Origin of the sequence: Thalassotalea sp. LPB0316, assembly GCF_014898095.1 — a bacterium.
Taxonomy (GTDB): Bacteria; Pseudomonadota; Gammaproteobacteria; order Enterobacterales; family Alteromonadaceae; genus Thalassotalea_G.
This window is the reverse complement of sequence record NZ_CP062946.1, coordinates 3,524,667-3,549,387: the sequence shown is the minus strand read 5'-3', so window position 1 is coordinate 3,549,387 and position 24,721 is coordinate 3,524,667. Positions and strand designations below refer to the sequence as shown.

Sequence of the window (24,721 nt, the reverse complement as noted above, 5' to 3'; positions counted from 1 at the left end):
AAAGCTTCTGAAATCTTAATCAATGAAATTCGTGATAAAACCTTAGGTGCTATCTCTTTTGAAACCCCTGATATGGTAGAGCAAGAAATCGTTTATTTTGATGAATTGGAAGCTCAAAAAATAGCTGAACGTGAAGCGCGTAAAAAAGCGCGTGGTCGTGGTCGAAAGAATAAAAGGAAATAGTCATGAGTACTACTGAATCATTCAAGTTACATGAAATGCTTGAAGCCGATACGGTGTTTATTAAAGATTTACCACTTTGCCGTCTAGTTTTGATGAACAATGCTAATCACCCATGGTGCATTTTGATACCTCGCGTGGAAGACGTTGTCGATATTTACCAGATGGATTGGCAAGACCAACAACAGTTTCTAAATGAATCAAGTATGTTGTCTGAAGTGATGATGCAGTTATTTGGCGGAAAGAAAATGAATGGTCGCTGCACTTGGCAATATTTGCCTCAGTTACATGTTCACAATTGTTCGATTCGAGCAGGATATTGATTGGCTCACCCGTTTGGGGGCGTAGTGAAATTGTCCATTATTCAACTCAGCAAACCCAAGATATCAAGCGAAATTATTAAATGCACTCGATGCAATCGTAAGTAATTTATTCGTCTAAAAACACTAGCCCTAACTATGAGGTGTGTTTTTAGACGCTATTTTGTAATGATTATTAATTGGCATTAATGGTCATTAAACAACGTTATTGTCATGTTCTACTCCTATCTCCTGTTGTAATATTTTGATTAAAAAAACTATTGCAACAGGAGATATATATAATGGCAAACAACTCGTGGGTGAAAAGCACCCTATGCTTAGCTATGTCATTGCTAGCATTTAACGCGTTAGCGACAAGTGACACCACGCGCCCAAATATTTTAATTATTTGGGGCGATGATATTGGTATCGGTAATATTAGTGCCTACAGTGATGGTATTATGGGATATCAACACCAAATATTGATCGCATAGCACGTGAAGGTATGCGCTTTACTGATTATTATGGTGATCAAAGCTGTACAGCGGGTCGTTCAACATTTTTATTAGGTCAATCAGGTCTTCGTACTGGTTTGACTAAAGTAGGCTTGCCTGGTGCCGACATGGGTATTCATGAACGCGATATCACCATGGCGACTATCTTCAAAGACAAAGGTTATGTCACTGGTCAGTTTGGTAAAAACCATTTTGGCGATCAAGATAAACATTTACCCACTAATCATGGCTTTGATGAATTCTTTGGCAACTTATATCACTTAAATGCTGAAGAAGAGCCTGAGCATGAAGACTACCCGAAAGATCCAGCTTTTCGTGAACGCTTTGGGCCTCGTGGCGTAATTCATTCTTTTGCGGACGGGCGAATTGAGGATACAGGTCCGCTTACGAAAAAACGTATGGAAACTGCAGATGAAGAATTTGAAGGCCATGCCGTTAAGTTTATTGAAAAAGCAAACAAAGCCAACAAGCCGTTTTTTGTTTGGTTAAATACAACCGGAATGCATTTTAGAACTCATCCCGCGCAAAAACATTTAGGTAAGTCAGGGCAAGGTTTTTACAACGATGTGATGGTTGCTCATGACGAGTTAGTAGGGCGTATGCTAGACAAGCTAGATGAGTTAAAAATCGCTGACAATACTATTGTCATGTATTCAACCGACAATGGGGTTCATTTTAATACATGGCCTGATGCTGGTGTAACTCCTTTTCGAAGTGAGAAAAACTCAAACTGGGAAGGTGCTTACCGTGTCCCTGCAATGGTTAGATGGCCAGGTAAAATCCCTGCAGGTGTTGTTTCTAATGAAATAATGTCACATCTAGATTGGATGCCTACACTTGTCGCGGCAACGGGTGATACAAGCTTGAAACAAGACCTGCTTGAAGGTAAACGTCGTTACAAAGGCAAAATTGCAAAGCTACATTTAGATGGTTATAACTTTTTACCTTATTTAACCGGTAAAGAACCCCAAGGTCCACGTAAAGTATTTCACTACTTAAACGACGAGGCACTACCTGTCGGTGTTCGTGTTGGTGATTGGAAAATTGTCTTTGCTGAAAACCGCGGTAAGCAAATGGGGGTTTGGTCCGAGCCGTTCGTCATGTTGCGTTTGCCTAAAGTGTTTAATTTACGCAGAGATCCATACGAACGTGCCGATGATAATTCAAACATGTACTGGGAGTGGGTGATTGATCGCGCGCCATATATTTATTTAGGTCTTGCAGAGACGGCTAAATTCCTGCAAACCTTTATCCCATACCCGCCCAGCCAGCGCTCAGATTCTTGGTCTGTTGAGAAGCTTACCGATAAAATTTTATCGCAAGTAAAAATTGATGGTGAGACAGCTAACTAAGTCATATTGATCAATAGTAGATGTTGGGGGGCAGAGTTGGTCAGGTCTGGCCCCCAATTAATTTATTTTAGCTAATCGTGATCGAGTAATTGAAACAGCAGCTTTTTAACGTATTGCGTTTCAAATGGTTTGTCACACAACGCATCTACACCGTCTTGTTTAATATTGGCTAGATGGGTGTCATTGCTTTCACTTGTCACCATTAAAATTGGCAAATGAGATTGTCCGGAGCTAGTGCGAATGAACTGAGCTAATTCTCTGCCATCAACTTCTGGCATGTTATAATCAGTCACCACAAGATCGAACATCTGATCATTTAATATATTAATCGCTTCTTGGCCATCTGCCGCTTCAGTGACTTTAATTAAGCCTAAATTGTTGAGCACTTTTTTAATGTGTTTGCGCGCTAGATTACTGTCATCAACCAGTAGTACGCGAATATCATTAACATCGAATAGTTCTAAATCCATTTCTTCGACGTTTAAGATATCAACGGTATTTTTTAATGCCGCTTTAAGATGAGAAGATTCAAACGGTTTAGGCAAAATCGCAACAACACCGGCTTGCTTATATGCCTCTAAACTCTCACGCTTGATTTCACTACTCACCAACATAAATGGCGTGTCGGATAAGGCATCGTGATTGCGAATTTCATTGAGTAAATCAATGGCGCTACCGTCTTCAAAGTACATTGAGCTAGCAATTAAGTCACGTGGATGGGTATTCATGATTTCTAGTGCTTGCGTCTTACTTTTCGCCTCAGCCAAATCAATAATCCCTTGTTCTTTTAACTGCTTAACGATAATTTTTCGCTGAGTATCAGAGGGCTCAATCAATAAAATTGATAAGTCTGACAATGATACGCCTTCTACTGATGACACCATATTAACCGCCAATAAACTTTACTTTAAAGCCGCTCTTTTCAAGTACAGCCTTGATCTGTTCACGTTTGTCGCCTTGAATTTCAATTGTTTCGCCGACAACACTTCCGCCACAACCACATGTTTTCTTGAGTTTACTGGCTAGATCTTTAAGTGCCTTGGACTCAAGGCCTAAACCTGAGATAGTCATTACACCTTTGCCTTTACGGCCTTTTGTTTCTCTGCGTACTTTTGCTATGCCATCACTAGGAGTCACCGTTGGCTTTTTTTCTTCTTTTATTCGACCAAGATCAGTGGAATATACTAAATTATTTTCTTCATGCATAAGCAGCTACCTGTAAAAATTTGACGCACTTTGAAGGGTTTTCATGACATTGTCAATAATCTAGGTTAATCGATTGTTTTACCTTGATAAGTTGTAAGTATAGGATATAAAAAAGCCACCGTAATGGTGGCTTTTAAATTTAAGATAAAAATCTTAAAGTTTGCTTTCTAATTCCGGTAATGTGTCGAATAAGTCGGCAACTAAACCGTAATCAGCAACTTGGAAGATTGGTGCTTCAGGATCTTTGTTGATCGCAACAATAACTTTCGAGTCTTTCATACCCGCTAAATGCTGGATGGCACCAGAAATACCAACGGCGATGTATAGGTCAGGGGCAACAATTTTACCTGTTTGACCAACTTGCATGTCGTTAGGCACAAAACCAGCATCTACTGCTGCACGAGATGCACCAATCGCTGCACCTAGTTTGTCAGCAATACCTTCAAGTAACTTGAAGTTTTCGCCGTTTTGCATACCGCGACCACCAGAGATAACCACAGATGCCGCACCTAAGTCAGGACGCTCTGATTCAGTTAACTCATCACTAACGTGGCTCGAAATACCTGCGTCTGTTGCGTTTGAAAGTGCAACAACTTCAGCGCTACCATCTGTTGCAACCGCATCGAATGCTGTAGCGCGAACGGTAATCACCTTCTTCGCATCTAAACTTTGCACTGTTGCAATTGCGTTACCAGCGTATATTGGGCGAACAAATGTGTCAGCCGATTCAACACCAATGATGTCAGATACTTGGGCAACATCTAATAAAGCGGCAACGCGTGGCATAAAGTTTTTACCAACGCTTAGCGCAGTCGCTAAAATGTGATCGTAATCACCAGCAAGCTCAACAACTAAAGCACTAACGTTTTCAGCTAGCTGATGGCTGTAAGCTGCATTGTCAGCAACTAATACTTTGCGAACGCCGTTTACTTTAGCCGCAGCATCAGCAACAGCTTGACAGTTTTCACCGGCAACTAATAAATCAATGTCACCACCAATGGCTTGAGCTGCAGCAACAGTTTTTAAGGTATCAGCTTTTAATTCGCTGTTGTCGTGTTCTACGTATACTAAAATAGCCATTATGAGATCACCTTCGCTTCATTTTTTAACTTTTCAACTAACTCATCAACGCTCTCTACTACAATACCCGCTTGACGCTCTGCAGGAGGTGTTACTTTTAATAACGTAGCACGAGGTGATAAATCGATGCCGAAATCAGCTGCCGCTTTAACATCTAAAGGCTTGCGTTTAGCTTTCATGATATCTGGCAGTTTTGCGTAGCGTGGCTCGTTAAGACGTAAATCCGTAGTAACGATTGCAGGAAGGTTTAAAGCAACCGTTTGTAAACCACCATCTACTTCGCGAGTAACGTTAACTTTGTCACCTTCTACTTTTACTTCTGAAGCAAACGTACCTTGTGGCATACCGGTTAGAGCCGCGAGCATTTGACCCGTTTGGTTGTTGTCACTATCGATAGATTGCTTACCTAAAATCACTAAGCCAGGTGCTTCTTCTTCAACAACTTTTTGTAGAAGTTTAGCAATGTTTAGTGAGTCTAAGCTCTCTTCTGTGTCTATTTGAATGGCGCGATCAGCACCTAGTGCTAATGCTGTACGAAGTTGTTCTTGGCATTTTTTGTCGCCAATTGATACGGCAACGATCTCTGTTGCGGTGCCAGCTTCTTTCAAGCGAACGGCTTCTTCAACTGCAATTTCACAAAATGGGTTAATTGCCATTTTAACGTTAGTAAGATCAACGTCAGAGTTGTCAGGTTTCACGCGTACTTTGACGTTATAGTCAATCACACGTTTAATCGGGACTAATACTTTCATCATCGCCTCTGCTTGTTTCGTATAAAACTGTGTTTGAAAACTTTCCAGTGTGTTTTCTGGTTAGTGGTTATTTTTATATGGCATGAGAGCCTATCTGTACTTTGCCTTTACGTCAATGTTAACTCAGCCAAACCTAATGACATTTAGTATCAATTGACTGATATCAAGTAAATAGTTATTTACAGGATAGAATTTATCAGCAAATTATTTATAATAACTTGATACTATCAAACAAGTGTTTTAAATTCAAACGACCGTTTGAATTTATCTATTATTATAAAAAAGAGGTGAACTATGGAACGCGAATCGATGGAGTTTGATGTCGTCATCGTTGGCGCAGGTCCATCAGGCTTGGCTACGGCTTGTCGCTTAATGCAATTAGCACAAGAAAAAGAGCAAGAATTAATGGTGTGTGTAGTCGAAAAGGGCTCGGAAGTTGGTGCACACATTTTATCGGGTGCGGTCTTTGAACCTCGCTCATTAAATGAGCTATTCCCTGATTGGAAAGAAAAAGGCGCGCCGTTAAATACACCGGTGAAAGGTGATGATATTTATTTCTTTAGTGGCGAAGACAAAGCGACCAAGTTACCGGGTTTCGCTGTTCCGAAAACCATGCACAACGAAGGTAATTATATCGTCAGTATGGGTAACGTTTGTCGTTGGTTGGCCGAGCAAGCAGAAGAGATGGGTGTTGAAATTTTCCCTGGTTTTGCTGCTCAAGAAGTGATTTACAACGAAGATGGCTCTGTTGCCGGTATTTTAACCGGCGATATGGGCGTTGACGAAAACGGTAATGAAAAAGACTCGTTCATGCCAGGTATGGAATTACGTGCTAAATATACTGTCTTTGCCGAAGGTTGTCGCGGTCACTTAGGTAAAGAGCTTATTGCAAAGTTCAACCTAGATGAAGGTAAATCACCACAGCACTACGGTATTGGTTTTAAAGAAATTTGGGACATTGATCCTGAGCTGCACCAAGAAGGTTTAGTTGTTCATACTGCTGGTTGGCCGCTAGATAGCAAAACTGGTGGTGGCGGTTATCTTTACCACGCAGAGAATAACCAAGTGTTTGTTGGTATGATCATCGATTTAAATTACTCAAATCCACATTTGAGCCCGTTTGAAGAATTCCAACGTTACAAACATCACCCAACCATCAGTCAGTATCTAAAAGGTGGTAAGCGTGTTTCATACGGCGCGCGTGCCTTGGCTAAAGGCGGCTTTAACTCATTGCCTAAACAATCGATGCCGGGCGCTATTATGGTCGGTTGTGATGCTGGTACGATTAACTTTGCCAAGATCAAAGGTAATCACACCGCGATCAAAACCGGTATGTTAGCGGCTGAAACCATTGTCGATGCGCTCGTTGCTGGTGATGAAGGCGGTAAAGATTTAACCACTTACGAAGAAAACTTCAAAGCATCTTGGTTATATGACGAGTTATACAACACGCGTAACTTTGGCCCAGCAATGCATAAGTTTGGTACTTTCTTAGGTGGTGCGTATAACACGATTGATCAGAACTTCTTTGGTGGTAAATTACCATTTAATTTCAAAGATGAATCACTTGATCATGAGCAATTGATGTTAGCAAGTGAAGCACCTGTTATTCAGTATGCTAAGCCTGACGGCGTGTTGAGTTTCGATCGTTTATCTTCGGTATTTTTATCCAACACCAACCACGAAGAAGATCAGCGTTGCCACTTAAAGCTTGCTGATGCAACGATTCCGATGACGGTTAACTTAGAGAAATACGCAGAGCCTGCGCAACGCTATTGCCCAGCTGGTGTTTATGAAATCCAACCGTCGGAAGAAGGTGATAAGTTTGTGATTAACTCGCAAAACTGTATTCACTGTAAAACGTGTGACATTAAAGATCCAAGCCAAAACATTACTTGGGTTACGCCAGAAGGCGCTGGTGGTCCAAACTACCCAAATATGTAGCACTAACCTGCCTCAGGTGTTAAATCATTAAAAAAGCCCGTAATCATCGATTACGGGCTTTTTGTTTCGGGGTCAGAGTAAAACAATTTGGGGTCAGAGTCATTTGACTCTGACCCCTTCATAATTACTGACCTTTAACTTCTTTTAAACCGTTAAATACCGCTTTGTCGCCTAAGAACTCTTCGATACGTAATAATTGGTTGTACTTAGAAACGCGATCAGAACGACATAATGAACCCGTTTTGATTTGACCTGCCGCTGTACCAACGGCTAAGTCAGCAATTGTTGCATCTTCTGTTTCACCACTGCGGTGTGAAATAACCGCCGTATAACCGGCATCTTTGGCCATTTTTATTGCCGCTAATGTTTCGGTTAATGAGCCAATTTGGTTGAACTTAATTAAGATTGAGTTACCAATACCTTGCTCAATACCACGGGCTAAAATCTTAGTGTTAGTTACGAATAAGTCATCACCAACGATTTGAACTTTGTCGCCAATTAAATCTGTTTGGTACTTAAAGCCATCCCAGTCAGATTCATCTAAACCATCTTCAATTGAGATGATTGGGTATTGTTCACATAATGACGCTAAGAAGTCAGAGAATTCGTTAGACGTGTATTTCTTGCCTTCACCTGCTAAGTCGTAAATGCCTTCTTCTTTGTTGTAGAACTCAGAAGCGGCACAGTCTAATGCTAATGTGATGTCTTTACCTAACTCATAACCCGCCGCTTGTGTCGCTTCTTTGATTACAGCTAAAGCGTCTGCATTTGATTCTAGGTTAGGAGCAAAACCACCTTCGTCACCCACAGCTGTGTTCATGCCTTTTGAAGAAAGTACTTTCTTTAATGCGTGGAAGATTTCAGCACCCATACGCAAAGCTTCTTTAAAGCTTGGCGCGCCAACTGGTTGAATCATGAATTCTTGAATATCAACGTTGTTATCAGCGTGCTCACCACCGTTTAAGATGTTCATCATCGGCAGTGGTAAAGAGTATTGACCAGGTGTGCCGTTAAGATCAGCAATGTGTTCGAATAACTGTACGCCTTTTGCCATTGCCGCAGCTTTCGCGTTTGCTAATGACACAGCTAAAATTGCGTTAGCACCGAATTTTTCTTTGTTTTCAGTACCGTCTAAATCAATCATGATTTTATCAATGTTTGCTTGGTCGAGTGCGTCTTGACCAATTAACGCTTGTGCGATTGCATTGTTCGCAGCGTCAACGGCTTTTAAAACACCTTTACCTAAGTAGCGAGCTTTGTCGCCATCGCGCAATTCTAGTGCTTCACGAGAACCTGTTGATGCACCTGATGGCGCAGCAGCACGACCCCAAGCACCAGATTCAAGATAAACGTCAGCTTCAACGGTAGGGTTACCACGAGAGTCCATCACTTCACGAGCAATGATCTTAGCAATTTTCGACATTGTTTTTCCTCATACACGTCGCCCTTGCTTGGGCATTAACTTAATTTTTATTAATAAAAAACCGTAGCTGGGCTACGGTTCTTTGCTTAGTTTGATTCTTGTTTGCTGTACTCAAATGAAGCGGCAACAAAACTTTCAAATAACGGATGTCCATCGCGAGGCGTTGAGTTGAACTCAGGGTGGAACTGTCCGGCAATAAACCATGGGTGATCTGGAATTTCTATCATCTCAACCAATTTCTTATCAGACGATAAGCCAGAGAAAACTAAGCCAGCGTTTGCTATTTTTTCTCTTAAGGTATTATTTACCTCATAACGGTGGCGGTGTCTTTCATAAATTGTTTCACTGCCGTATACGTCGCAAGCTTTGGTACCTTTCACCAGGTGGCACAATTGTGAACCTAAGCGCATAGTACCGCCTAAATCCGATGATTCATCACGGTATTCTACTTGGCCTTCTTCGTCTAACCACTCGTTAATTAAGCCAACCACAGGGTATGGCGTTTCAGGGTTAAACTCGGTTGAATGAGCGCCTTCTAGCCCAGCAACATTGCGGGCAAATTCGATTAAGGCAACTTGCATACCTAAACAAATACCTAAGTATGGCACTTTGTTTTCACGGGCGTATTTGGCCGCAGCAATTTTACCTTCGACACCACGCTCACCAAAACCACCAGGTACTAGGATTGCGTCTAGCCCCTGTAGGACTTCTTCACCTTTCGATTCAATATCTTGAGAATCGATGTACTTAATGTTGATACCTACTTGGTTTTTTAAACCGGCATGTTTTAATGCTTCGTTCACTGACTTATAGGCATCCGGTAATTCGGTGTATTTGCCGACCATACCAATAGTCACTTCACCAACAGGGTTTGCTTCTTGGTAAAGCACTTTTTCCCATTCAGATAAGTCAGCTTCTGGTACATCTAAACCGAAGCGCTTAACAACAATTTCATCCGTACCTTGTGATTTTAACAAGGCTGGAATTTTGTATATTGAGTCGACATCGCGCATTGAGACAACGGCTTTTTCTTCAACGTTACAGAATAGGGCGATTTTCGCACGCTCGTTGGCTGGAATAGCGCCCTCTGAGCGACAAACAAGGATATCTGGGAAAATACCAATTGAGCGTAATTCTTTAACTGAGTGCTGGGTCGGTTTAGTTTTAATTTCACCTGATGCAGCGAGGTAAGGAACTAACGTTAAGTGCATGAACATAGCGCGTTCACGGCCTAATTCAACACCTAATTGACGAATGGCTTCTAAGAATGGTTGTGATTCTATATCACCTACCGTGCCGCCAATTTCAACCATGGCAACGTCGTAGCCTTCAGCGCCTTCAATTACACGGCGTTTAATATCGTTGGTGATGTGTGGGATCACTTGAATTGTAGCACCTAAGAATTCACCTTTGCGCTCGCGAGCAAGAATATCTTGGTAAATACGACCCGTAGTAAAGTTATTGCGCTTGGTCATTTTGGTGCGGATAAAACGCTCGTAGTGACCTAAGTCTAAGTCGGTTTCTGCGCCGTCTTCAGTCACGAATACTTCACCGTGCTGAATTGGGCTCATAGTACCTGGGTCTACGTTAATGTAAGGGTCAAGCTTTAACATGGTCACTTTTAAACCACGCGCTTCTAGAATTGCGGCTAATGAAGCAGCTGCAATACCTTTACCTAGCGACGAAACAACACCGCCCGTTACAAATATATATTTTGTCGTCATGTTAAACCCAGATGTCAGGAAATTTGAAAATGTAGCCAAACTTGATCATTAGAATGAAAAATCAAGTATAGCAAGACGGGGCGACATTATACGTAAACATCGCCTGAACAACAAGCAAACGAATGACAATAATCGTTAAATTTTTGTCTTCATTTCAGTAGTATTTAGTGTGTTTACAGGTACACTAAATAAAAATCTACAAACAGTGAATATTCAACAATTATGTCTACTAAATTACAGGCCGTATTGGCCAAAATTGATGAGATTAATGCTCAAGATCCGAATAGCGAAGTGGTCGATGGTCAGTCAGTAGCTAAAGAGTTGATTTACGGTCGACGTATGACCAAGTGTTTGAATCAATATTGGCCACAAGCAAGCGATCTGTTGCAAATTGCTGTGAGGGCACAACATGTCAAACGTTGGCATATTGCAAGAAGCGAATATCCATTGGGCAAAGCGGGTTATTACGCTTGGCGTAAAGCGCTCGGTGTTTTTCACGCAGAAACCGCAATGGAGGTGATGCGTGAGCACGGTTACAGCGAGAGCGAAGCTGAGCAAACAGGGGTAATGTTAAGAAAAGAGCAGCTTAAAACGAATAGCGATACGCAAACCTTAGAAGATGTCGCTTGCTTAGTATTCTTGAGTTATTACTTTGACGCCTTTGCCAGTAAGCACGATGATGAAAAAATTATTAAGATCGTCCAAAAAACATGGAAGAAAATGTCACAGCAGGCAAAAGATATCGCGCTATCATTGACTTTACCCGAACACCTTGGCAAGTTAGTCGCCCAAGCGTTGGCGTGATGAGTGTTATTACTTCAGCGTTGTCTATTATTTTTCTTTCAGCATTAGAATTAATATTATGAAAAACAAAACTCTTTTAAAAGCAGTAGGGGTTGCAGTAAGTTTATTTTTTATACCAACAAGCTATGCAACAATTGTTGATATTGAAACTTCCGTCGGCACAATTCAAGTTAACTTGTTTGATCAATCAACGCCGAAAACGGTTGAGAACTTCTTGGCTTATGTTGCAGATGATTCATACATTAATACCGTTATTCATCGCAGTGTTAGCGACTTTGTTGTTCAAGGTGGTGGTTTTACTTTTAACGGTGAAGCCTTAGAAGCTATCACGACCAAAGGGACTGTTGATAATGAGCCTGTTTGGTCAAATACCGCCGGTACCATCGCGATGGCAAAAGTGGCAGGTAATCCAGATAGTGCAACTAGCCAATGGTTTTTCAATGTATCGAATAACAGCGCTAATTTAGACAACCAAAACGGTGGTTTTACTGCTTTTGGTCAAGTGGTCAGTGGTATGGATGTTGTCGAAGAAATTAACGGCTTATCAACGTGTAATGATATGCCTATGGTGAACTACGATACCAGTGATTGTACTGTTGTCCCAGGACAAGAGAATCTTGTTTCAATTGTTTCAATTACCATTGTTGATGACGCCACGAATACTGAAGAAAATGTTGAGAAAACGCCAACAACTAGAGCGCCTGTTGTGACGCCAACACCAGATGGTGGCTCAAGTTCAGGCGGCTCAATGTCATTTGCCTTACTTGGTTTATTAGGTTTAGCGCGTTTATTTCGAAAATAAGCAGCTCAGTATTTAACAATAGCTAACGGCAAATTGGACACTGTTCATTTGCCGTTATGTTAAATTCCTGCCATTGCTGGTACATGCCATCAAAAACCATCAATTTTTGTGATGGTACGCTTAAGCCACAAATCACTTTTATACACAGCAGTGCTTGCATTGCACCAATAATACCTAACACTGGGCCTAGAATACCGACAGTCGAGCAATTTAACGCTGGTGCGTCTTGTGCAGTTGGGATCAAGCATTGATAACAGCCCGATGTTTGTTTGTTATCTGTATGCAGGTGTCTATTTAAGACAAAACACTGGCCATCAAAACCTGTCGCTGCGCCAGAAATAAGGGTTTTGCCGTGGGTGAATGCCTGTTTATTCAACAACAGCCGAGTGCTAATGTTGTCGGTACAGTCAATCACAATATCTACCAGTGAGCAGTAGTAATCAGCTGATTCTTCATCAAGCATCTCGTCAATCACTTCAATATCAATATCTTGATTCTGTACTTGCAGTTTGTCGGCAACCCGTTGTGCTTTGTTTTCACCAATATCGTCAGCGCTAAAGAGCACTTGGCGCTGTAAATTACTGATATCGACCACATCGCCGTCGGCAAGAAATAACTCACCAATACCGGCAGCAGCCAAATACATAGCGACGGGGTGACCTAAACCGCCGAGGCCAACGATCATGACTTTGGCTTTTCTCAGTGCGAGTTGACCTTGTTCACCAATTTGCTTGAGCATGATTTGGCGTTGATATTTTAATTGCTCGTTAGTTGTTAACACCTTGAATCCTTTAAATTGTTTTTAAGGCACTGGCTTTAAATTGAATATACACTGTTTGCTGAAGTGTTAAATTTAATGTGGTGAGTGAGTACAGCGAAATCGTGACAAAAAAGACCTGTGTTTTATAACTTACCTGTATTTTAGCTTTATTATGTAGCCGATTGATTTTGTTGATTACCACAGGTAACACATTCATGATCGACGTTGTCGGCGAGTGATCAATACAGATACTGATATCTGTTGACATGACCGTGCATCGCACTTTATGTTCATCGCCAGCTAAATAGTGACTCGGTAAATAAAGTGTCTGTTCGCCGAGTAATACTAACTCGGTAATACCGTATTCTGGCATCTGCTTAGCGACAGTTAAACTTAAGCTAGTTTGCTCGTTAATATCACCAAGATCACTTAATGTATGAATCACCTCGGTTGTTGGGCCAAAGTGGTGAATTTTGCCGTGATCAAGTACTAGTAATTGGTCGGTTAATTGTTGAATTTCAGCAATTTGATGTGAAACAAATAGCATCGGGATTTGATACTTTTTGTGGATCTTTCTCAGTAGGGCAATAAATTGTTTGCGACTACCGCTGTCTAACGCGCTAAGGGGCTCATCGAGTAGCAGGAGTTTAGGCTCAGACAATAACGCACGAGCAAGTGCAATACGCTGCTTTTCACCACCTGATAAGGTACGGATATCCTTATTTAATAGTGGCTTAATTCCCATGGTGTCGACCAACTCACTATAGTGTATCTTGGCATTTTTACAGCGTCGTTGAGCGTATTTTAGATTTTGTCCTATCGATAAGTGAGGGAATAGCCGAGCGTCTTGAAAAACCATAGAAACTTGGCGCTTCTCAGGTGCAATGAATCGCTTATTTGAAGAATCTAACCAGGGCTCGTTATCGAGAGAAATACAGCCACAAGCTTGCTTGTTGAGCCCCGCAATAATTCTTAATAATGTCGTTTTTCCTGCACCTGAACGACCGTAAATGCCGGTGATAGCATCGGTTTTTATTGCCGTACTAAGGTTTATAGCAAAGTCGGTTAGTGGGCAGGTAATATCAATTTTCAGCATGTGCTTAACCTAACCCTGCTTTGTGCGTTGGCTTTTTGCGGTTGATAAAACCGACAGCAGCCAACAGTGCAAAACAGCCAATTAATAAGCTCATAGCGAGTGCATGGGCTTGTTGGTATTCAAATGCCTCAACATGATCAAACAGCGCGAGTGATAAAACACGGGTCTCACCCGGAATATTACCGCCAATCATCAGGACAATACCAAATTCGCCAATCGTATGAGCAAAGCCCAAGGTCGCAGCTGTGATAAAACTTGGCTTGGTCAATGGCATAACGATGGTGAAAAATTGATCCCATTTGTTGGCATTGAGCATAGCGCCAGCTTCGAGTAAATCCGTGCCTAATTGTTCAAAGGCTCTTTGTAATGGCTGTACAACGAACGGCAGTGAATAAAACAGTGAACCAATAACAATGGCTGAAAAACTAAACGCGAGTTGCGAGCCCGTTAACGCTTGCCAAAGCTGACCAAAAGCGGAGTTTGGCCCAAAGGCGATAAGTAAATAAAAACCAATAACCGTTGGCGGTAAAATCAATGGTAGGGTGATGAAGGCTTCAACTAAAAACTTGGCGCGTGATTGCCAATGCGCTAACCACCAAGCTATTGGCGTGCAGACAACTAATAATATTAACGTGGTGATTGCCGCAAGCTCTAAGGTGAGCAATAGGGCAGTGATATCAGGATGATCAAACATTAATCATCTCCTTGCGCGCTAACAGCAGTGAAGCCAAGTTGGGTAAGCTGGCGCTGGGTTTGTTCACTGAGCAAAAACTGTTGAAACTCTCTGGCTAATTGTGGTTGTTTACTTTGTTTTGGGATCACCATTTTTTGCAAAATTGGCTGATAGAGCCGTTGAGGTATCACGTAGCCTGACTGCTTGTTTATCATAAGTTGCCCCAGTGAAACTAACCCGATCGGCACACCTTGGGTGATCACTTGTTGGTATGTTTGCGCGACGTTTTGGCCGGTGATCAGGGTGAGTTGCTCGCCAATAGCCAGTGATTCAATGACCTGCATAGCGGCTTTGCCATATGGCGCAGTTTTAGGGTTGGCGATGGCGATGCGACCGCGATAATTGGCTAAAAACGCGTAATCAAGTGGCTTTTGTGATAAGCCAAATAATACCAATTGCCCTTGCGCGTATGTCGCTAATGATTCCGGTGAAATCAATTGTTGCTCGGCGAGCTTTTCAGGTCGAAGGTCGTCGGCACTAAGAAACAGGTCAAACGGCGCGCCATAGACAATTTGCTGATACAAGGTGCCGGACGAAGCTGAAATGGTTTCGATAGTTACCTTGTGTTGTTGGCTAAAATCATTGGCGAGGCGAGCTAATATGGGGGTGAAACTTGAGGCCACGGCAATCCGCAGTGTTATGTGCTCGACTCGTTTATCTTGCTCGTGTGTTTGAGCTTGTGCGGTTAAATTAGCGCTAAGCACTAGCCCAATTGCGCACAGGATGATGGCAAGCATATGAGTGATAAACTTGATTACTTGGTTTGTCGCCATGGTTTACCACAACTTTGCTTTTTGCTCATCACTATCGCGTGCATCTAACCATTTCTCACCATTATCGGTGAGCTCTTTTTTCCAAAACGGTGCAGATACTTTTAGGTAATCGATAATAAATTCGCAGGCTTGAAAGGCACTCGCACGATGTTTTGAGGTTACGCCAACAAACACGATTTGCTCGCCAATAGCCAATTTCCCCACTCGATGAATAACCGTAACATTGCCAAGCTCCCACTGGGTTTTAGCTTGGTTCACAATAGCTTTTAACGCTTTTTCTGTCATTTGTGGGTAGTGCTCAAGTGATAAGCCCTTAACATCTTCACCTAAGTTATTGTTGCGCACTTTACCGACAAAGGTGACTATCGCGCCATCTGCGTCAGTATTTTCAGACAATAGTCGATATTCAGCGGCTTGATCAAAATCTTGGTGTTGTACCTTGATCATTATTAGCCTCCCGTCACCGGCGGAAAGAACGCGATTTCATCATTTGGCGCAATGGCATGATCACTGCTCACCATATTGTGATTCACCGCACTTAATAATTTACTTTGCTCAAGTGCATCAGCCCAATTGGGATGACGTTTGACGATGGCTAATTTGACATCTTGAACACTTTTCATCTCTTGGGTGAGTTCGAGTGTTAGATCTTGACAATCAAGTTGTTCGCGCAGTGACGCAAAAAATTTTATGGTTATCGTTTCTGCCATTTTTATTCCTTATTTCGGCTTTTCCTGTGTGAGCCTATTTCTGCCAATCGCCTGATTTACCACCCGATTTAGCAATAACTTCAATGCCGCCAATGCGCATGTGTTTATCGACCGCTTTGCACATATCGTATAAGGTTAAACAAGCAACAGAGCACGCCGTTAGCGCTTCCATTTCCACCCCTGTTTGGCCAGCTAATTTGCACAAAGTGTGCACGTAGACTCGGCGTTTGTTTTCATCTATTTCAAAGTCGACATTGATTTTTGTCAGCATTAACGGGTGACATAAGGGGATCAAGTCACTACATTTCTTCGCTGCTTGAATACCGGCTATACGGGCAATGGCAAATACATCGCCTTTTTTATGTTCGCCCTGTTGAATGAGGGTTAAGGCGAGCTCAGACATTTCAATATAACCGACTGCACGGGCTTCTCGAGTAGTAACGTGTTTATCGGTAACATCGACCATATTGGCTTGGCCTTGCTCGTTTAAATGCGTAAGTTGTGTTGTCATTATCAGCCTCTTGATTGGCATTTTGCCGCTAAATTTAAATGCGGGACAAAGTTACAGGGGCGATGTGAGGCATCAATTTGTTCTTTGATGATCTTATCCCACGCTGTTTTACACGCGTTAGTTGAGCCAGGTACACAAAAAATTACGGTGTGATTTGCCATGCCTGCAAAGGCGCGAGACTGAATGGTTGACGTGCCAATCTCACCAAGTGAAATGTGCCTAAACGTTTCACCAAAGCCTTCTACTTGCTTATCAAATAATACGCTTAGCGCTTCGGGGGTGTTGTCTCGAGCGGTAAAGCCAGTGCCGCCGGTAGAAATGACTACGTCAACTTTCTCGTCAGCAATCCAGCGAGAAACGATGGCGCGCAATTGATAAATATCATCTTTGACGATGGCTTTTTCGACTAATTGATGGCCTGCATCAAGTACCCGATCAACCAAGGCTTTACCTGAAGTATCAGTTGCTTCGTCACGGGTATCTGAAACCGTTAACACGGCAATGTTTAGCGGTTGAAAAGGCACAGGGGTTTTACTCATAGTCGTTTACTCGTAATGTTAATTGATTGGTCGCTTGTTGCCATTGCTCTGCGGTATTGCAATTAAATAGTTGCTGTTGGTGAGCTCGATCAAGCCCAATGGCGCGATGTTGAATTTGTTTTAATAACTGTCTTATCGATAGTGATTTATCTTTCTTAGTTGTCAGCTTGCTGGCATTCGCTTGGCTCGTTTTTAGGTTTTGAAAAAACAACTCGGTCATGGCCGTTCTCGGTAAATATAGTGGCAAATAATGATCGGAAAAATGACAAGCCATTTGGCTCAATTGCCCCACTTGTTTTAACTGGCTAAGACATTGTGCGCTTAACAAGGGTAAATCAACCGGCAAAATTAAATAGCTGTGCACATGTGGTGTGGTTTCAAACACTGTTGCTATACCACCAAGAGGGCCGAGGTTTGGGTATTTATCGGCAATTTGGTTGGCACCTGTAGGTTGTGTGTTATAGCCGATACTTTGAACAACGCCATCAACGCCAACATCGGTTAATAAGGCGGAGCTAAAACTGAGCATATTTTGTTGTTTAGGGTGTAATAACTGTGCTTTATTTTGCCCCATACGCGAGGATAAACCACCGGCTAAAACGACACCTAAACATGTGTTATTACCTCTCATCGTTTAACCACCAAGCATGGATAAATGAGATGTCGCACCGGTCAAGCGCTCGTGTAAAAAGTGAGTTGCCTTTTTATCGTGGATCAGCTGTGATACGGCATTGATTAATGGCGTTGGATCGTCTTCCTGTAAATATTCGCGCAATGACAAGCCTTGTTCGGCGAATAAGCATAAATGTAGCTTACCTAACGCACTCATTCTCAGACGATTACACGATGCACAAAAATCTTTGCTATAAGGCATTATCAAGCCAATCTTGCCTTGATAATCACTATGGCAGTATTCAATTGCCGGCCCTGCGCTTTTTTCTTTAATGACCGGTACCCAGCCACGCTCAAATAGTTGATTTTGAATTGTTGTGCCGCTAATGTGCTGTTTTTCGAAATAGGCTTTGTTGTCACCCGTTTCCATTAATTCGATAAAACGCACAGATACTGGGGTTTCTTTCACCCAGTCAAAAAAGTAGTCTAATTGCTGCTTGTGATATTGTTTGAGCAGTACGGCGTTAACTTTTAGCTTGGCGCGACCGTCGGCTAGCACGCCATCAATGCCCGTTAAAATCTCACCTAACTTGTTTGAGCCGGTGATCAAATTAAATTGTTCAGGTATTAATGAATCAATACTAATATTTAAGGCGTTTAAACCAGCGTCGAGCCAGTCTTGGTATTGAGAAGTGAGTTTGTAGCCGTTGGTGGTCAGTGCCACGGTTTGAATTTTATTTGTGTTCGCAACCGCGTTGATAATGTCGGGTAAATCTTTGCGCAACGAAGGTTCGCCACCCGTTATGCGTACTTTTTCGGTGCCCATTAAAGCAAAGGCGTTAACTGTGCGTTTGATTTCTTCAAGCGATAAGAATTGCCTGTCGGTATCACATTGATAACCGTCAGGTAAGCAGTATTCGCAACGAAAGTTACAAACATCTGTGATCGACAGTCTAAGGTAGTAAAACCTTCTGCCAAAGTCGTCTGTTAACATATCACCTTTCCAAATGTCGGGAGGCTAGATCGTTTCCAGTCTAACCCTGGTAGTTACAGCACTTGCGCAACTACGGCTCAAAGCACTTGTTACTCACAGGTAAGGTAGCGCTGAAAGCTCGGCGAATTGAACACTTATTTCAATTGTTAGTTGATACTAGAATATTTATTTAGATAACTCAACTTATACCAAGCCGCATAATAATATGCTCTACTCAGAGCTACGTCAGCAGTTCGAGTACAATCAGAATTTGTACAATATAGTCATTCTCGGCTTTGTCTCCTGAGTCGCTCTACCTCCCCCATCCATGTGGTTGTATATTTTGCAAATTATGGGCAGTAGTCGGGCTGCTGACGAGCTCCCAAAGGGCTTGGCTAAAAGTCACTACTACTTCGTTACATACTATTTGAAATAGAATAACTATGTCTTAACAGCATGTGTCTTGTATTAGCAACTTTTATCTCAAGCTGAGTGAACATTTATTTATTCGGATTGGTATTAACTACTTTGATCGCCAACAAGTTTTCCGTAAGATAGTTCATTATTTTTAATCAAGGGTTGGCTATGAGTTGCGATTGTTTTTCTGATCAGCAGTTTCTCAGTGTAGAGCAAGCGATTTTTCATATTTTAGAAAACATTCAAACAGTTGAAGATACTGAATTAGTACCGCTAGATTCAGCACTTGATCGAATACTTGCGACCGAGGTGATAAGCCCTATTCAAGTGCCGCCGCACGATAACTCGGCAATGGATGGCTACGCGGTTAACTTTGCCAGTTTAACCAATAACAAAACGGTTAGCCTTGTCGGTAAATCAATGGCTGGAGCACCCTTTGTGGGCGAGTGCTTGCTAGGCCAGTGTGTTCGGATTATGACAGGCGCTGTGGTTCCTGAAGGCTGTGACACCGTAGTTATGCAAGAGCATTGTCAGGTCGAAGGCGACACTATTTCCTTCTTACAAGAGATTCGCCAAGGGCAAAATATTCGCCGAGCGGGCGAGGATATTTCACAAAACCAAATCATTTTATCTAAAGGTAAACGATTAAGCGCGATTGACATCGCACTGTTAGCATCGGTTGGTATTGAATCGCTGAGTGTTTATCGAAAAATAAAGGTTGCGCTAATTGCAACTGGCGATGAATTAAAATCACCTGGTCAGTCGCTTACTGCCGGTGATATTTACGAATCAAATGGCCATTTTTTAAAACACATGTTGGCGAAAATTAATGCTGATGTCCTAGATTATGGTATTATTGCCGACGATTTTGAGCAGATAAAACAAGCCTTTCATCACGCCGATCAACACGCTGATGTTGTTATCTCAAGTGGCGGTGTTTCAGTGGGTGATGCCGATTACACTAAAATGGTGCTCGATAGCATTGGTAAAATTGGCTTTTGGAAAATATCAATGAAACCGGGTAAACCCTTGGCTTTCGGTCTATTGCCCAACAGTGTGTTCTTTGGATTGCCAGGTAACCCTGTCTCAGCTGCGGTGACGTTCTATCAAATAGCCATGCATGGTTTAGCCAAAATAGCCGGCGCAACACCAATAGAACGAACACGTTTTATCGCCAAAACGCAAACTGATCTGAAAAAAGCACCGGGTCGCACGGATTTTCAGCGTGGCTATTATAATGTCAATCAAGCTGGCGAAATCTCAGTAGTTTCAACCGGTGTGCAAGGCTCTGGTGTGTTATCGAGTATTGGCAGGGCCAATTGTTTTATCGTGCTAGCTAAAGATCAGGGGAGTGTTTCGGCAGGTGAAAGCGTGGTCATTGAGCCATTTGATGCTCTGCTTGGCGGCTCGTAAGGGTAGTTATTATTAATCCAAAATTGGAATTTACATGAAAGATGACGCTGAATTTTCATCATCAGTATTAGCAGGACGCTATAAACGACTCCAACAATTTATTTGGTTGGCGCAATTTGTTATCGCGATGGTGATCACAAGCAACTATTTTGCTGGTGTGGATGTAGCTGAAACTCCAATATTGATTACCGCGTTTATCATTAACTTTGTCAGTTTGGCTTGTTTATATAGCAAGCAGTTCACCTTATCTTCTGCTATTTTGCTGCTCAACGGCGCCTTTGTCATAACTAGCTTAATGTTTATTAATAATGGTCTGCGTGATAGCGCTATTGTCGGCCTACCGGGTATTTTAGTGTTCGCCGCGATCGTCGGTTCTTCGCGCTTGTTCTACTTTGTTTTTGCCTACGTAATTTGTTTTGTCATTGGGCTAGGTTATTACGATTTAGAGCTTGGTCATATGCGAGAAATGGCGCCGATTAATTGGAGTGTTGTTGCTGATATCGTGGTTATTTTGTTGGTTATCGGCCTGACGGTTAAGCAACTCGTTAATGAGCTGAAAAGGATGACTAATCGACTGACCTATGAACATCAGCAGGCGACCCAAAGCAAAGAAGAAATCCAACGCATTGCTCATCACGACGCACTGACCGGGCTGCCCAATCGCTATTTAGCTCAAGATAGATTCCAGCAATCACTTGCTCATGTCTCTCGAAGTGGTGAACTCGTTGGCTTGTTGTTTATCGATTTAGATCACTTTAAGCCGGTTAATGACAACTTAGGTCATGATATTGGCGATATGGTATTAATCGAAGTGGCGAAGCGCATAACTGCCGTTGTGCGCAAGCGCGATTCTGTTTGTCGGATTGGTGGTGATGAGTTTGTTGTTATTATTGAAGCGAATAACAGCCAAAGTTCGGTTGGCGATGTTGCCACTAAAATTCTTGAAACCTTACGAGAGCCTTTTTATGTAAGTTCTCATCGCATCGAAATTTCAGCGTCCATTGGCGTCGCTTTAGCGCCTAATGACGGCGTTGAATTTGAAGAGCTTAGTAAAAAAGCCGATTTAGCCATGTATAAATCAAAGGCACTGGGCAGAGATGCGTGTAGCTTTTTTGATGAGGAATTAAACCAAGAGCTAGCGCTCAAGGGGCAATTAGTTGAGCAACTTAGGACGGCTATTGTTAATAAAACACTCGATTTATACTTTCAGCCGGTGATCGATTTAACCAGGCAAAAATTGATCAGTGTCGAAGCGTTAGTGCGGTGGAATAATGGCGTTAACTTGTGGATAGAGCCAGCGGTATTTATTCCCTTGGCTGAAGAAAATGGCATGATCCACGAGATTGGCCATCGCGTTTTAAAAGAATCGTGTATTCAATGTGCTACATGGCGAAAAAACGGCTATCCGAATTTAACGGTTTCCGTCAACTTAAGTGCCCATCAGTTAAGAGATAACCAATTAGCAACTAACGTCTTGGAAATACTTAATATTACGGCGTTACCACCACAAGCACTGACGTTAGAAATCAAAGAATCAGCGTTAAAAAGTAAGCACAATCAGGTCGCTAAGCAAGTTAATGCACTTAAAAAATTAGGTGTGTCGATTTGTATTGATGATTACGGTTATGGTCATTCAAATCTTATTGAGCTTTATCACATGGCTGTCGACTCGATTAAGCTTGATCGCAGGTTAGTTAATGAAATGGAGCACAATCGCGACCAACAAAAACTACTCGATGGCTTGTTATCTTTTGCTCAATATATAGGTATTGATGTGATTGCTAAAGGTATTGAGTCGGAGAGCTTTTTAACTCGGCTAAAAAATAAACAGTGCCAGTTTGGTCAAGGTTTTGAGTTGTGTGAGCCGCTTTCGCTAGACGATCTAACACTCTATTTAGAACGAAATTATCGCTAAAACCTTTTCTTTTATGCTGATCAGTTTCGGCCTCTAGGCACTTGCAACGCTATCAAGTGCCCAGAAAGCTGTTTGTGTTAGTGGCTTAACGTCAGCTGATAGTGAGTATATGAGCAGTCGTGCTTTTCGACCTTCGCCAACTGATATAACCCTTGTACAGAAACACTGTGCTCAGTTTTTGTCACTATTACCTTACCACGTTGGTTATCGTAAGAGACATTACCGATTAACTCAGTTTGATCCGATAAGCACAATAATTTAGCTGCCTTCAGATAATTTTCACCAGCAAAAATATTGTTGATTTCAGGTAATAGCCCCGTCGTTTGCTCGGTTACAACTTTATCTTTTGACAATGAAAACTTAAGTGTGCCGGTGTCATTTACGACGAGACTATCGCCTTGGTGAATATAGTGAGTTTTAACCGTCAAGCGACTAGGTGTGTTGTTGGTGTCAGTATTATTAGCGTTTGTATTGTTAGCAATCAGTGGATTTTCAACAATAAACACACCCGATTGACCAACGACAGATAATTCGTGTTTATCTTGGTTTAGTCTAGTTACCACTAAAGCTGTCCGCTCATCTACGCCAAAAGCGAGTTGATGTTGAGTCGTATGTGCTAGTACGGCTAAACGTCCCTGACGACCGCGCTCTGAGAAATGGGTATCTAAAATACCAAGATTGAACAGTCCCAAGCCGCCGCTCGTTGCATAAGTGAGTTGATCGTTTGGCGCATCGTTACAAGTATTTGATTTTTGACAGCCCTCGGTAGGCACAACATCGGCGTGGGCACCATAAAACATGGCTCTATCACTTTGGCCACTGGTGATCATCACCATAGCGTGCTGATTAAATTGACCGCCTGCCATAACTGCAGTACCAGCACTAGTGCCGCCAATAATAAAATTACCACGGTCAAACTTTTCTCGAATTAATGCCATTACCTCGGTGTCTTGGCCATTGGCCTTAATAAATGCTTGCTTAGTTAGCGATTGATCGCCGCCGTTAATAAAAATCCCATCGGCCTGTTTTACTTGTTCGAGCAAGCGCTGTGGTTCTAGACATGCAAGGCGTTGCTGATGAACTAAGTCAGGATAAATAGCTTCGCGGTAGGCTGACTTTTGGATTGCTAGTCGTTTGGTTGGCAGTTGATCACACAGGTTTGCTCTATCGTTTGCTGTAGCACTAATAAGCGGCTGCAAGCTTGCGTCAATTGGTAGCCACTGCGTATTTGCGCCAGCTTGAACAAACGCTTGAATATAAAAATCAACCGCTTCAAAACTATCTCTTGCCGATGCTGTTACCACCAAAATATGGGGTCGTTGTTGGTGAGTTAGCCGTTGTGCTCGTTTAACAAAGTCGCGATAGATCTGCGGGGTAAAACTATTTTTTGAGCGGTCTAAATCGACGGTTTCCTGCAGCCTTTCGCCGGTTACTTTATCAATCTGAGCAATTTCTAAGGCATCTAAGAGTAAAAAATATTCAGGGTCGGATAGTCGATTAATGAGTTGGTTGTTATCAAATGTTTTTAAAAACTTAACCATTTCCCCTTTGCTAACCGGGGTTTTACTCGCGTTTTTTATCGCTTTATTAAGTAATTTTTTTAATTGTTTAGCATGCTCAGCAGAATATTCTTGATCCATTAAGGCGAAAACTTGTGCTCGCGTTTTGTGGTTTAGCTGAAAAAGCGCATGGGTTTTGCTGTTGTTAACTTCTATTTCTTGATGCTTTTCGGGTGTCAAACATTGGTTTTTTGACATTGATGAACAAGATTTTAAACCGCCACCAACTAAAAAAAGCTGGCTTGGTTTGTAAGGTGTGTTTTCGGTTTTTGCCAGCGTTATGGCAGAAAATAGCAGCAAAATTGCAGAAAATAGTCGCATTTCAAAATTCCTATTTTAACGATTGATTGACGAATCTAAACGTTTTTTTAACATTGTTGTTGACAATTTTTTATGACAACGGTATCTATAAATTAAGTGAATTTTGAATGAGCTTGATTAGGGTCAAGCTCTAAATTAATCGAAGACCTTTTTAATATGTACAAGAAAGCTTTCACGCTGACAACATATTACTACTCGAATTTTTATCTTTCGGAGTGGTTTGACGAATAACCCCAGAAAACCTTGAGTTTTCTGGGGGATTGGCGTCTGCGACTTCATCTCCCCCTCTTTACAAAAACTCCGTTAAA

General features: G+C 42.0%; 23 protein-coding genes, 1 pseudogene and 1 riboswitch. Of the genes and pseudogenes, 7 read left to right on the top strand and 17 right to left on the bottom strand.

Features of this window, described 5'->3' with window-relative positions:
* Positions 1 to 185: 185 nt before the first annotated feature.
* Both LP316_RS15945 and LP316_RS15940 read left to right on the top strand, forming a co-directional pair.
* Positions 186 to 503, top strand: coding sequence for an HIT domain-containing protein (locus LP316_RS15945; protein WP_193022087.1), 318 nt, complete (start codon positions 186 to 188; stop codon positions 501 to 503).
* Between the two features lie 278 nt (positions 504 to 781).
* Positions 782 to 2,346: pseudogene (locus tag LP316_RS15940) on the top strand (arylsulfatase).
* Positions 2,347 to 2,417: 71 nt separating this feature from the next.
* Here LP316_RS15940 and LP316_RS15935 read toward each other — a convergent pair.
* From LP316_RS15935 to LP316_RS15920, 4 genes are all read right to left on the bottom strand, one after another.
* A complete protein-coding gene (locus LP316_RS15935; RefSeq protein ID WP_193022086.1) occupies positions 2,418 to 3,230 on the bottom strand; it encodes a response regulator in 813 nt (270 codons plus the stop codon).
* 1 nt (position 3,231) lies between these two features.
* Positions 3,232 to 3,552 carry a stress response translation initiation inhibitor YciH gene (locus tag LP316_RS15930; protein ID WP_193022085.1) on the bottom strand — a complete coding sequence of 107 codons (321 nt, stop codon included), beginning with the start codon at positions 3,550 to 3,552 and terminating at the stop codon, positions 3,232 to 3,234.
* A gap of 153 nt (positions 3,553 to 3,705) precedes the next feature.
* Positions 3,706 to 4,632, bottom strand: a complete 927-nt coding sequence (locus LP316_RS15925) for an electron transfer flavoprotein subunit alpha/FixB family protein (protein WP_193022084.1) — start codon at positions 4,630 to 4,632, stop codon at positions 3,706 to 3,708.
* Complete coding sequence (locus LP316_RS15920) at positions 4,632 to 5,384, bottom strand: electron transfer flavoprotein subunit beta/FixA family protein (RefSeq protein WP_193023760.1); 753 nt, start codon at positions 5,382 to 5,384, stop codon at positions 4,632 to 4,634. The genes LP316_RS15925 and LP316_RS15920 overlap by 1 nt, the downstream gene beginning before the upstream one ends.
* A gap of 294 nt (positions 5,385 to 5,678) precedes the next feature.
* On the opposite strand from LP316_RS15920, the gene LP316_RS15915 reads away from it, so the two are divergent.
* Complete coding sequence (locus LP316_RS15915; protein WP_193022083.1) at positions 5,679 to 7,328, top strand: electron transfer flavoprotein-ubiquinone oxidoreductase; 1,650 nt, start codon at positions 5,679 to 5,681, stop codon at positions 7,326 to 7,328.
* Between the two features lie 124 nt (positions 7,329 to 7,452).
* Here LP316_RS15915 and eno read toward each other — a convergent pair whose 3' ends face one another.
* Together eno and LP316_RS15905 are read right to left on the bottom strand one after the other, a co-directional pair.
* Positions 7,453 to 8,751, bottom strand: a complete 1,299-nt coding sequence (gene eno / locus LP316_RS15910; protein ID WP_193022082.1) for a phosphopyruvate hydratase — start codon at positions 8,749 to 8,751, stop codon at positions 7,453 to 7,455.
* Between the two features lie 86 nt (positions 8,752 to 8,837).
* Positions 8,838 to 10,475, bottom strand: coding sequence for a CTP synthase (locus LP316_RS15905; RefSeq protein ID WP_193022081.1), 1,638 nt, complete (start codon positions 10,473 to 10,475; stop codon positions 8,838 to 8,840).
* A 222-nt stretch (positions 10,476 to 10,697) separates the two neighbouring features.
* Between LP316_RS15905 and LP316_RS15900 the strand changes: the two genes are divergently transcribed.
* Together LP316_RS15900 and LP316_RS15895 are read left to right on the top strand one after the other, a co-directional pair.
* Complete coding sequence (locus tag LP316_RS15900; protein WP_193022080.1) at positions 10,698 to 11,279, top strand: DUF4202 domain-containing protein; 582 nt, start codon at positions 10,698 to 10,700, stop codon at positions 11,277 to 11,279.
* Positions 11,280 to 11,337: 58 nt separating this feature from the next.
* On the top strand, positions 11,338 to 12,081 hold the full coding sequence (locus LP316_RS15895) for a peptidylprolyl isomerase (protein WP_193022079.1): 744 nt from the start codon (positions 11,338 to 11,340) through the stop codon (positions 12,079 to 12,081).
* A 22-nt stretch (positions 12,082 to 12,103) separates the two neighbouring features.
* On the opposite strand, the gene LP316_RS15890 is transcribed toward LP316_RS15895, so the two are convergent.
* From LP316_RS15890 to moaA, 10 genes are all read right to left on the bottom strand, one after another.
* A complete protein-coding gene (locus LP316_RS15890; protein ID WP_193022078.1) occupies positions 12,104 to 12,862 on the bottom strand; it encodes a HesA/MoeB/ThiF family protein in 759 nt (252 codons plus the stop codon).
* Between the two features lie 10 nt (positions 12,863 to 12,872).
* On the bottom strand, positions 12,873 to 13,937 hold the full coding sequence (gene modC / locus LP316_RS15885; protein ID WP_193022077.1) for a molybdenum ABC transporter ATP-binding protein: 1,065 nt from the start codon (positions 13,935 to 13,937) through the stop codon (positions 12,873 to 12,875).
* Between the two features lie 4 nt (positions 13,938 to 13,941).
* Positions 13,942 to 14,631, bottom strand: a complete 690-nt coding sequence (modB, locus tag LP316_RS15880; protein ID WP_193022076.1) for a molybdate ABC transporter permease subunit — start codon at positions 14,629 to 14,631, stop codon at positions 13,942 to 13,944.
* The gene (gene modA / locus LP316_RS15875) at positions 14,631 to 15,443 is read right to left on the bottom strand and encodes a molybdate ABC transporter substrate-binding protein (protein WP_193022075.1); all 813 of its coding nucleotides are present in this window, start codon (positions 15,441 to 15,443) and stop codon (positions 14,631 to 14,633) included. Before modA ends, modB begins: the two co-directional genes overlap by 1 nt.
* A 3-nt stretch (positions 15,444 to 15,446) precedes the next feature.
* On the bottom strand, positions 15,447 to 15,890 hold the full coding sequence (gene moaE, locus LP316_RS15870; RefSeq protein ID WP_193022074.1) for a molybdopterin synthase catalytic subunit MoaE: 444 nt from the start codon (positions 15,888 to 15,890) through the stop codon (positions 15,447 to 15,449).
* Between the two features lie 2 nt (positions 15,891 to 15,892).
* Entirely contained in the window at positions 15,893 to 16,153 is a 261-nt protein-coding gene (gene moaD, locus LP316_RS15865; RefSeq protein ID WP_193022073.1) for a molybdopterin converting factor subunit 1, read from the bottom strand.
* Positions 16,154 to 16,187: 34 nt separating this feature from the next.
* Positions 16,188 to 16,664 carry a cyclic pyranopterin monophosphate synthase MoaC gene (gene moaC / locus LP316_RS15860; RefSeq protein ID WP_193022072.1) on the bottom strand — a complete coding sequence of 159 codons (477 nt, stop codon included), beginning with the start codon at positions 16,662 to 16,664 and terminating at the stop codon, positions 16,188 to 16,190.
* Positions 16,665 to 16,666: 2 nt separating this feature from the next.
* Positions 16,667 to 17,203 (bottom strand): molybdenum cofactor biosynthesis protein B, encoded by a 537-nt coding sequence (gene moaB / locus LP316_RS15855; protein ID WP_193022071.1) that lies wholly within the window; start codon positions 17,201 to 17,203, stop codon positions 16,667 to 16,669.
* Positions 17,196 to 17,834 (bottom strand): molybdenum cofactor guanylyltransferase, encoded by a 639-nt coding sequence (locus LP316_RS15850; RefSeq protein WP_193022070.1) that lies wholly within the window; start codon positions 17,832 to 17,834, stop codon positions 17,196 to 17,198. Before LP316_RS15850 ends, moaB begins: the two co-directional genes overlap by 8 nt.
* A gap of 3 nt (positions 17,835 to 17,837) precedes the next feature.
* A complete protein-coding gene (moaA, locus tag LP316_RS15845) occupies positions 17,838 to 18,809 on the bottom strand; it encodes a GTP 3',8-cyclase MoaA (protein WP_193022069.1) in 972 nt (323 codons plus the stop codon).
* Positions 18,796 to 18,945, bottom strand: a riboswitch (molybdenum cofactor riboswitch). It overlaps the preceding gene by 14 nt.
* 428 nt (positions 18,946 to 19,373) lie before the next feature.
* On the opposite strand from moaA, the gene moeA reads away from it, so the two are divergent.
* Together moeA and LP316_RS15835 are read left to right on the top strand one after the other, a co-directional pair.
* Positions 19,374 to 20,618: a molybdopterin molybdotransferase MoeA gene (gene moeA / locus LP316_RS15840; RefSeq protein WP_193022068.1), complete on the top strand. Its 1,245-nt coding sequence runs from the start codon at positions 19,374 to 19,376 to the stop codon at positions 20,616 to 20,618.
* Between the two features lie 34 nt (positions 20,619 to 20,652).
* Positions 20,653 to 22,533 carry a putative bifunctional diguanylate cyclase/phosphodiesterase gene (locus tag LP316_RS15835; protein ID WP_193022067.1) on the top strand — a complete coding sequence of 627 codons (1,881 nt, stop codon included), beginning with the start codon at positions 20,653 to 20,655 and terminating at the stop codon, positions 22,531 to 22,533.
* A 77-nt stretch (positions 22,534 to 22,610) separates the two neighbouring features.
* On the opposite strand, the gene LP316_RS15830 is transcribed toward LP316_RS15835, so the two are convergent.
* Positions 22,611 to 24,413, bottom strand: a complete 1,803-nt coding sequence (locus tag LP316_RS15830) for a cyanophycinase (RefSeq protein ID WP_193022066.1) — start codon at positions 24,411 to 24,413, stop codon at positions 22,611 to 22,613.
* Positions 24,414 to 24,721 lie beyond the last annotated feature (308 nt).

What these genes read in the sequence shown, in the direction of transcription:
- LP316_RS15945 (WP_193022087.1), top strand. Translation starts at nt 186, where the DNA reads ATGAGTACTACTGAATCATTCAAGTTACATGAAATGCTTGAAGCCGAT.
- LP316_RS15935 (WP_193022086.1), bottom strand. Translation starts at nt 3,230, where the DNA reads ATGGTGTCATCAGTAGAAGGCGTATCATTGTCAGACTTATCAATTTTA.
- LP316_RS15930 (WP_193022085.1), bottom strand. Translation starts at nt 3,552, where the DNA reads ATGCATGAAGAAAATAATTTAGTATATTCCACTGATCTTGGTCGAATA.
- LP316_RS15925 (WP_193022084.1), bottom strand. Translation starts at nt 4,632, where the DNA reads ATGGCTATTTTAGTATACGTAGAACACGACAACAGCGAATTAAAAGCT.
- LP316_RS15920 (WP_193023760.1), bottom strand. Translation starts at nt 5,384, where the DNA reads ATGAAAGTATTAGTCCCGATTAAACGTGTGATTGACTATAACGTCAAA.
- LP316_RS15915 (WP_193022083.1), top strand. Translation starts at nt 5,679, where the DNA reads ATGGAACGCGAATCGATGGAGTTTGATGTCGTCATCGTTGGCGCAGGT.
- eno (WP_193022082.1), bottom strand. Translation starts at nt 8,751, where the DNA reads ATGTCGAAAATTGCTAAGATCATTGCTCGTGAAGTGATGGACTCTCGT.
- LP316_RS15905 (WP_193022081.1), bottom strand. Translation starts at nt 10,475, where the DNA reads ATGACGACAAAATATATATTTGTAACGGGCGGTGTTGTTTCGTCGCTA.
- LP316_RS15900 (WP_193022080.1), top strand. Translation starts at nt 10,698, where the DNA reads ATGTCTACTAAATTACAGGCCGTATTGGCCAAAATTGATGAGATTAAT.
- LP316_RS15895 (WP_193022079.1), top strand. Translation starts at nt 11,338, where the DNA reads ATGAAAAACAAAACTCTTTTAAAAGCAGTAGGGGTTGCAGTAAGTTTA.
- modC (WP_193022077.1), bottom strand. Translation starts at nt 13,937, where the DNA reads ATGCTGAAAATTGATATTACCTGCCCACTAACCGACTTTGCTATAAAC.
- modB (WP_193022076.1), bottom strand. Translation starts at nt 14,631, where the DNA reads ATGTTTGATCATCCTGATATCACTGCCCTATTGCTCACCTTAGAGCTT.
- modA (WP_193022075.1), bottom strand. Translation starts at nt 15,443, where the DNA reads ATGGCGACAAACCAAGTAATCAAGTTTATCACTCATATGCTTGCCATC.
- moaE (WP_193022074.1), bottom strand. Translation starts at nt 15,890, where the DNA reads ATGATCAAGGTACAACACCAAGATTTTGATCAAGCCGCTGAATATCGA.
- moaD (WP_193022073.1), bottom strand. Translation starts at nt 16,153, where the DNA reads ATGGCAGAAACGATAACCATAAAATTTTTTGCGTCACTGCGCGAACAA.
- moaC (WP_193022072.1), bottom strand. Translation starts at nt 16,664, where the DNA reads ATGACAACACAACTTACGCATTTAAACGAGCAAGGCCAAGCCAATATG.
- moaB (WP_193022071.1), bottom strand. Translation starts at nt 17,203, where the DNA reads ATGAGTAAAACCCCTGTGCCTTTTCAACCGCTAAACATTGCCGTGTTA.
- LP316_RS15850 (WP_193022070.1), bottom strand. Translation starts at nt 17,834, where the DNA reads ATGAGAGGTAATAACACATGTTTAGGTGTCGTTTTAGCCGGTGGTTTA.
- moaA (WP_193022069.1), bottom strand. Translation starts at nt 18,809, where the DNA reads ATGTTAACAGACGACTTTGGCAGAAGGTTTTACTACCTTAGACTGTCG.
- moeA (WP_193022068.1), top strand. Translation starts at nt 19,374, where the DNA reads ATGAGTTGCGATTGTTTTTCTGATCAGCAGTTTCTCAGTGTAGAGCAA.
- LP316_RS15835 (WP_193022067.1), top strand. Translation starts at nt 20,653, where the DNA reads ATGAAAGATGACGCTGAATTTTCATCATCAGTATTAGCAGGACGCTAT.
- LP316_RS15830 (WP_193022066.1), bottom strand. Translation starts at nt 24,413, where the DNA reads ATGCGACTATTTTCTGCAATTTTGCTGCTATTTTCTGCCATAACGCTG.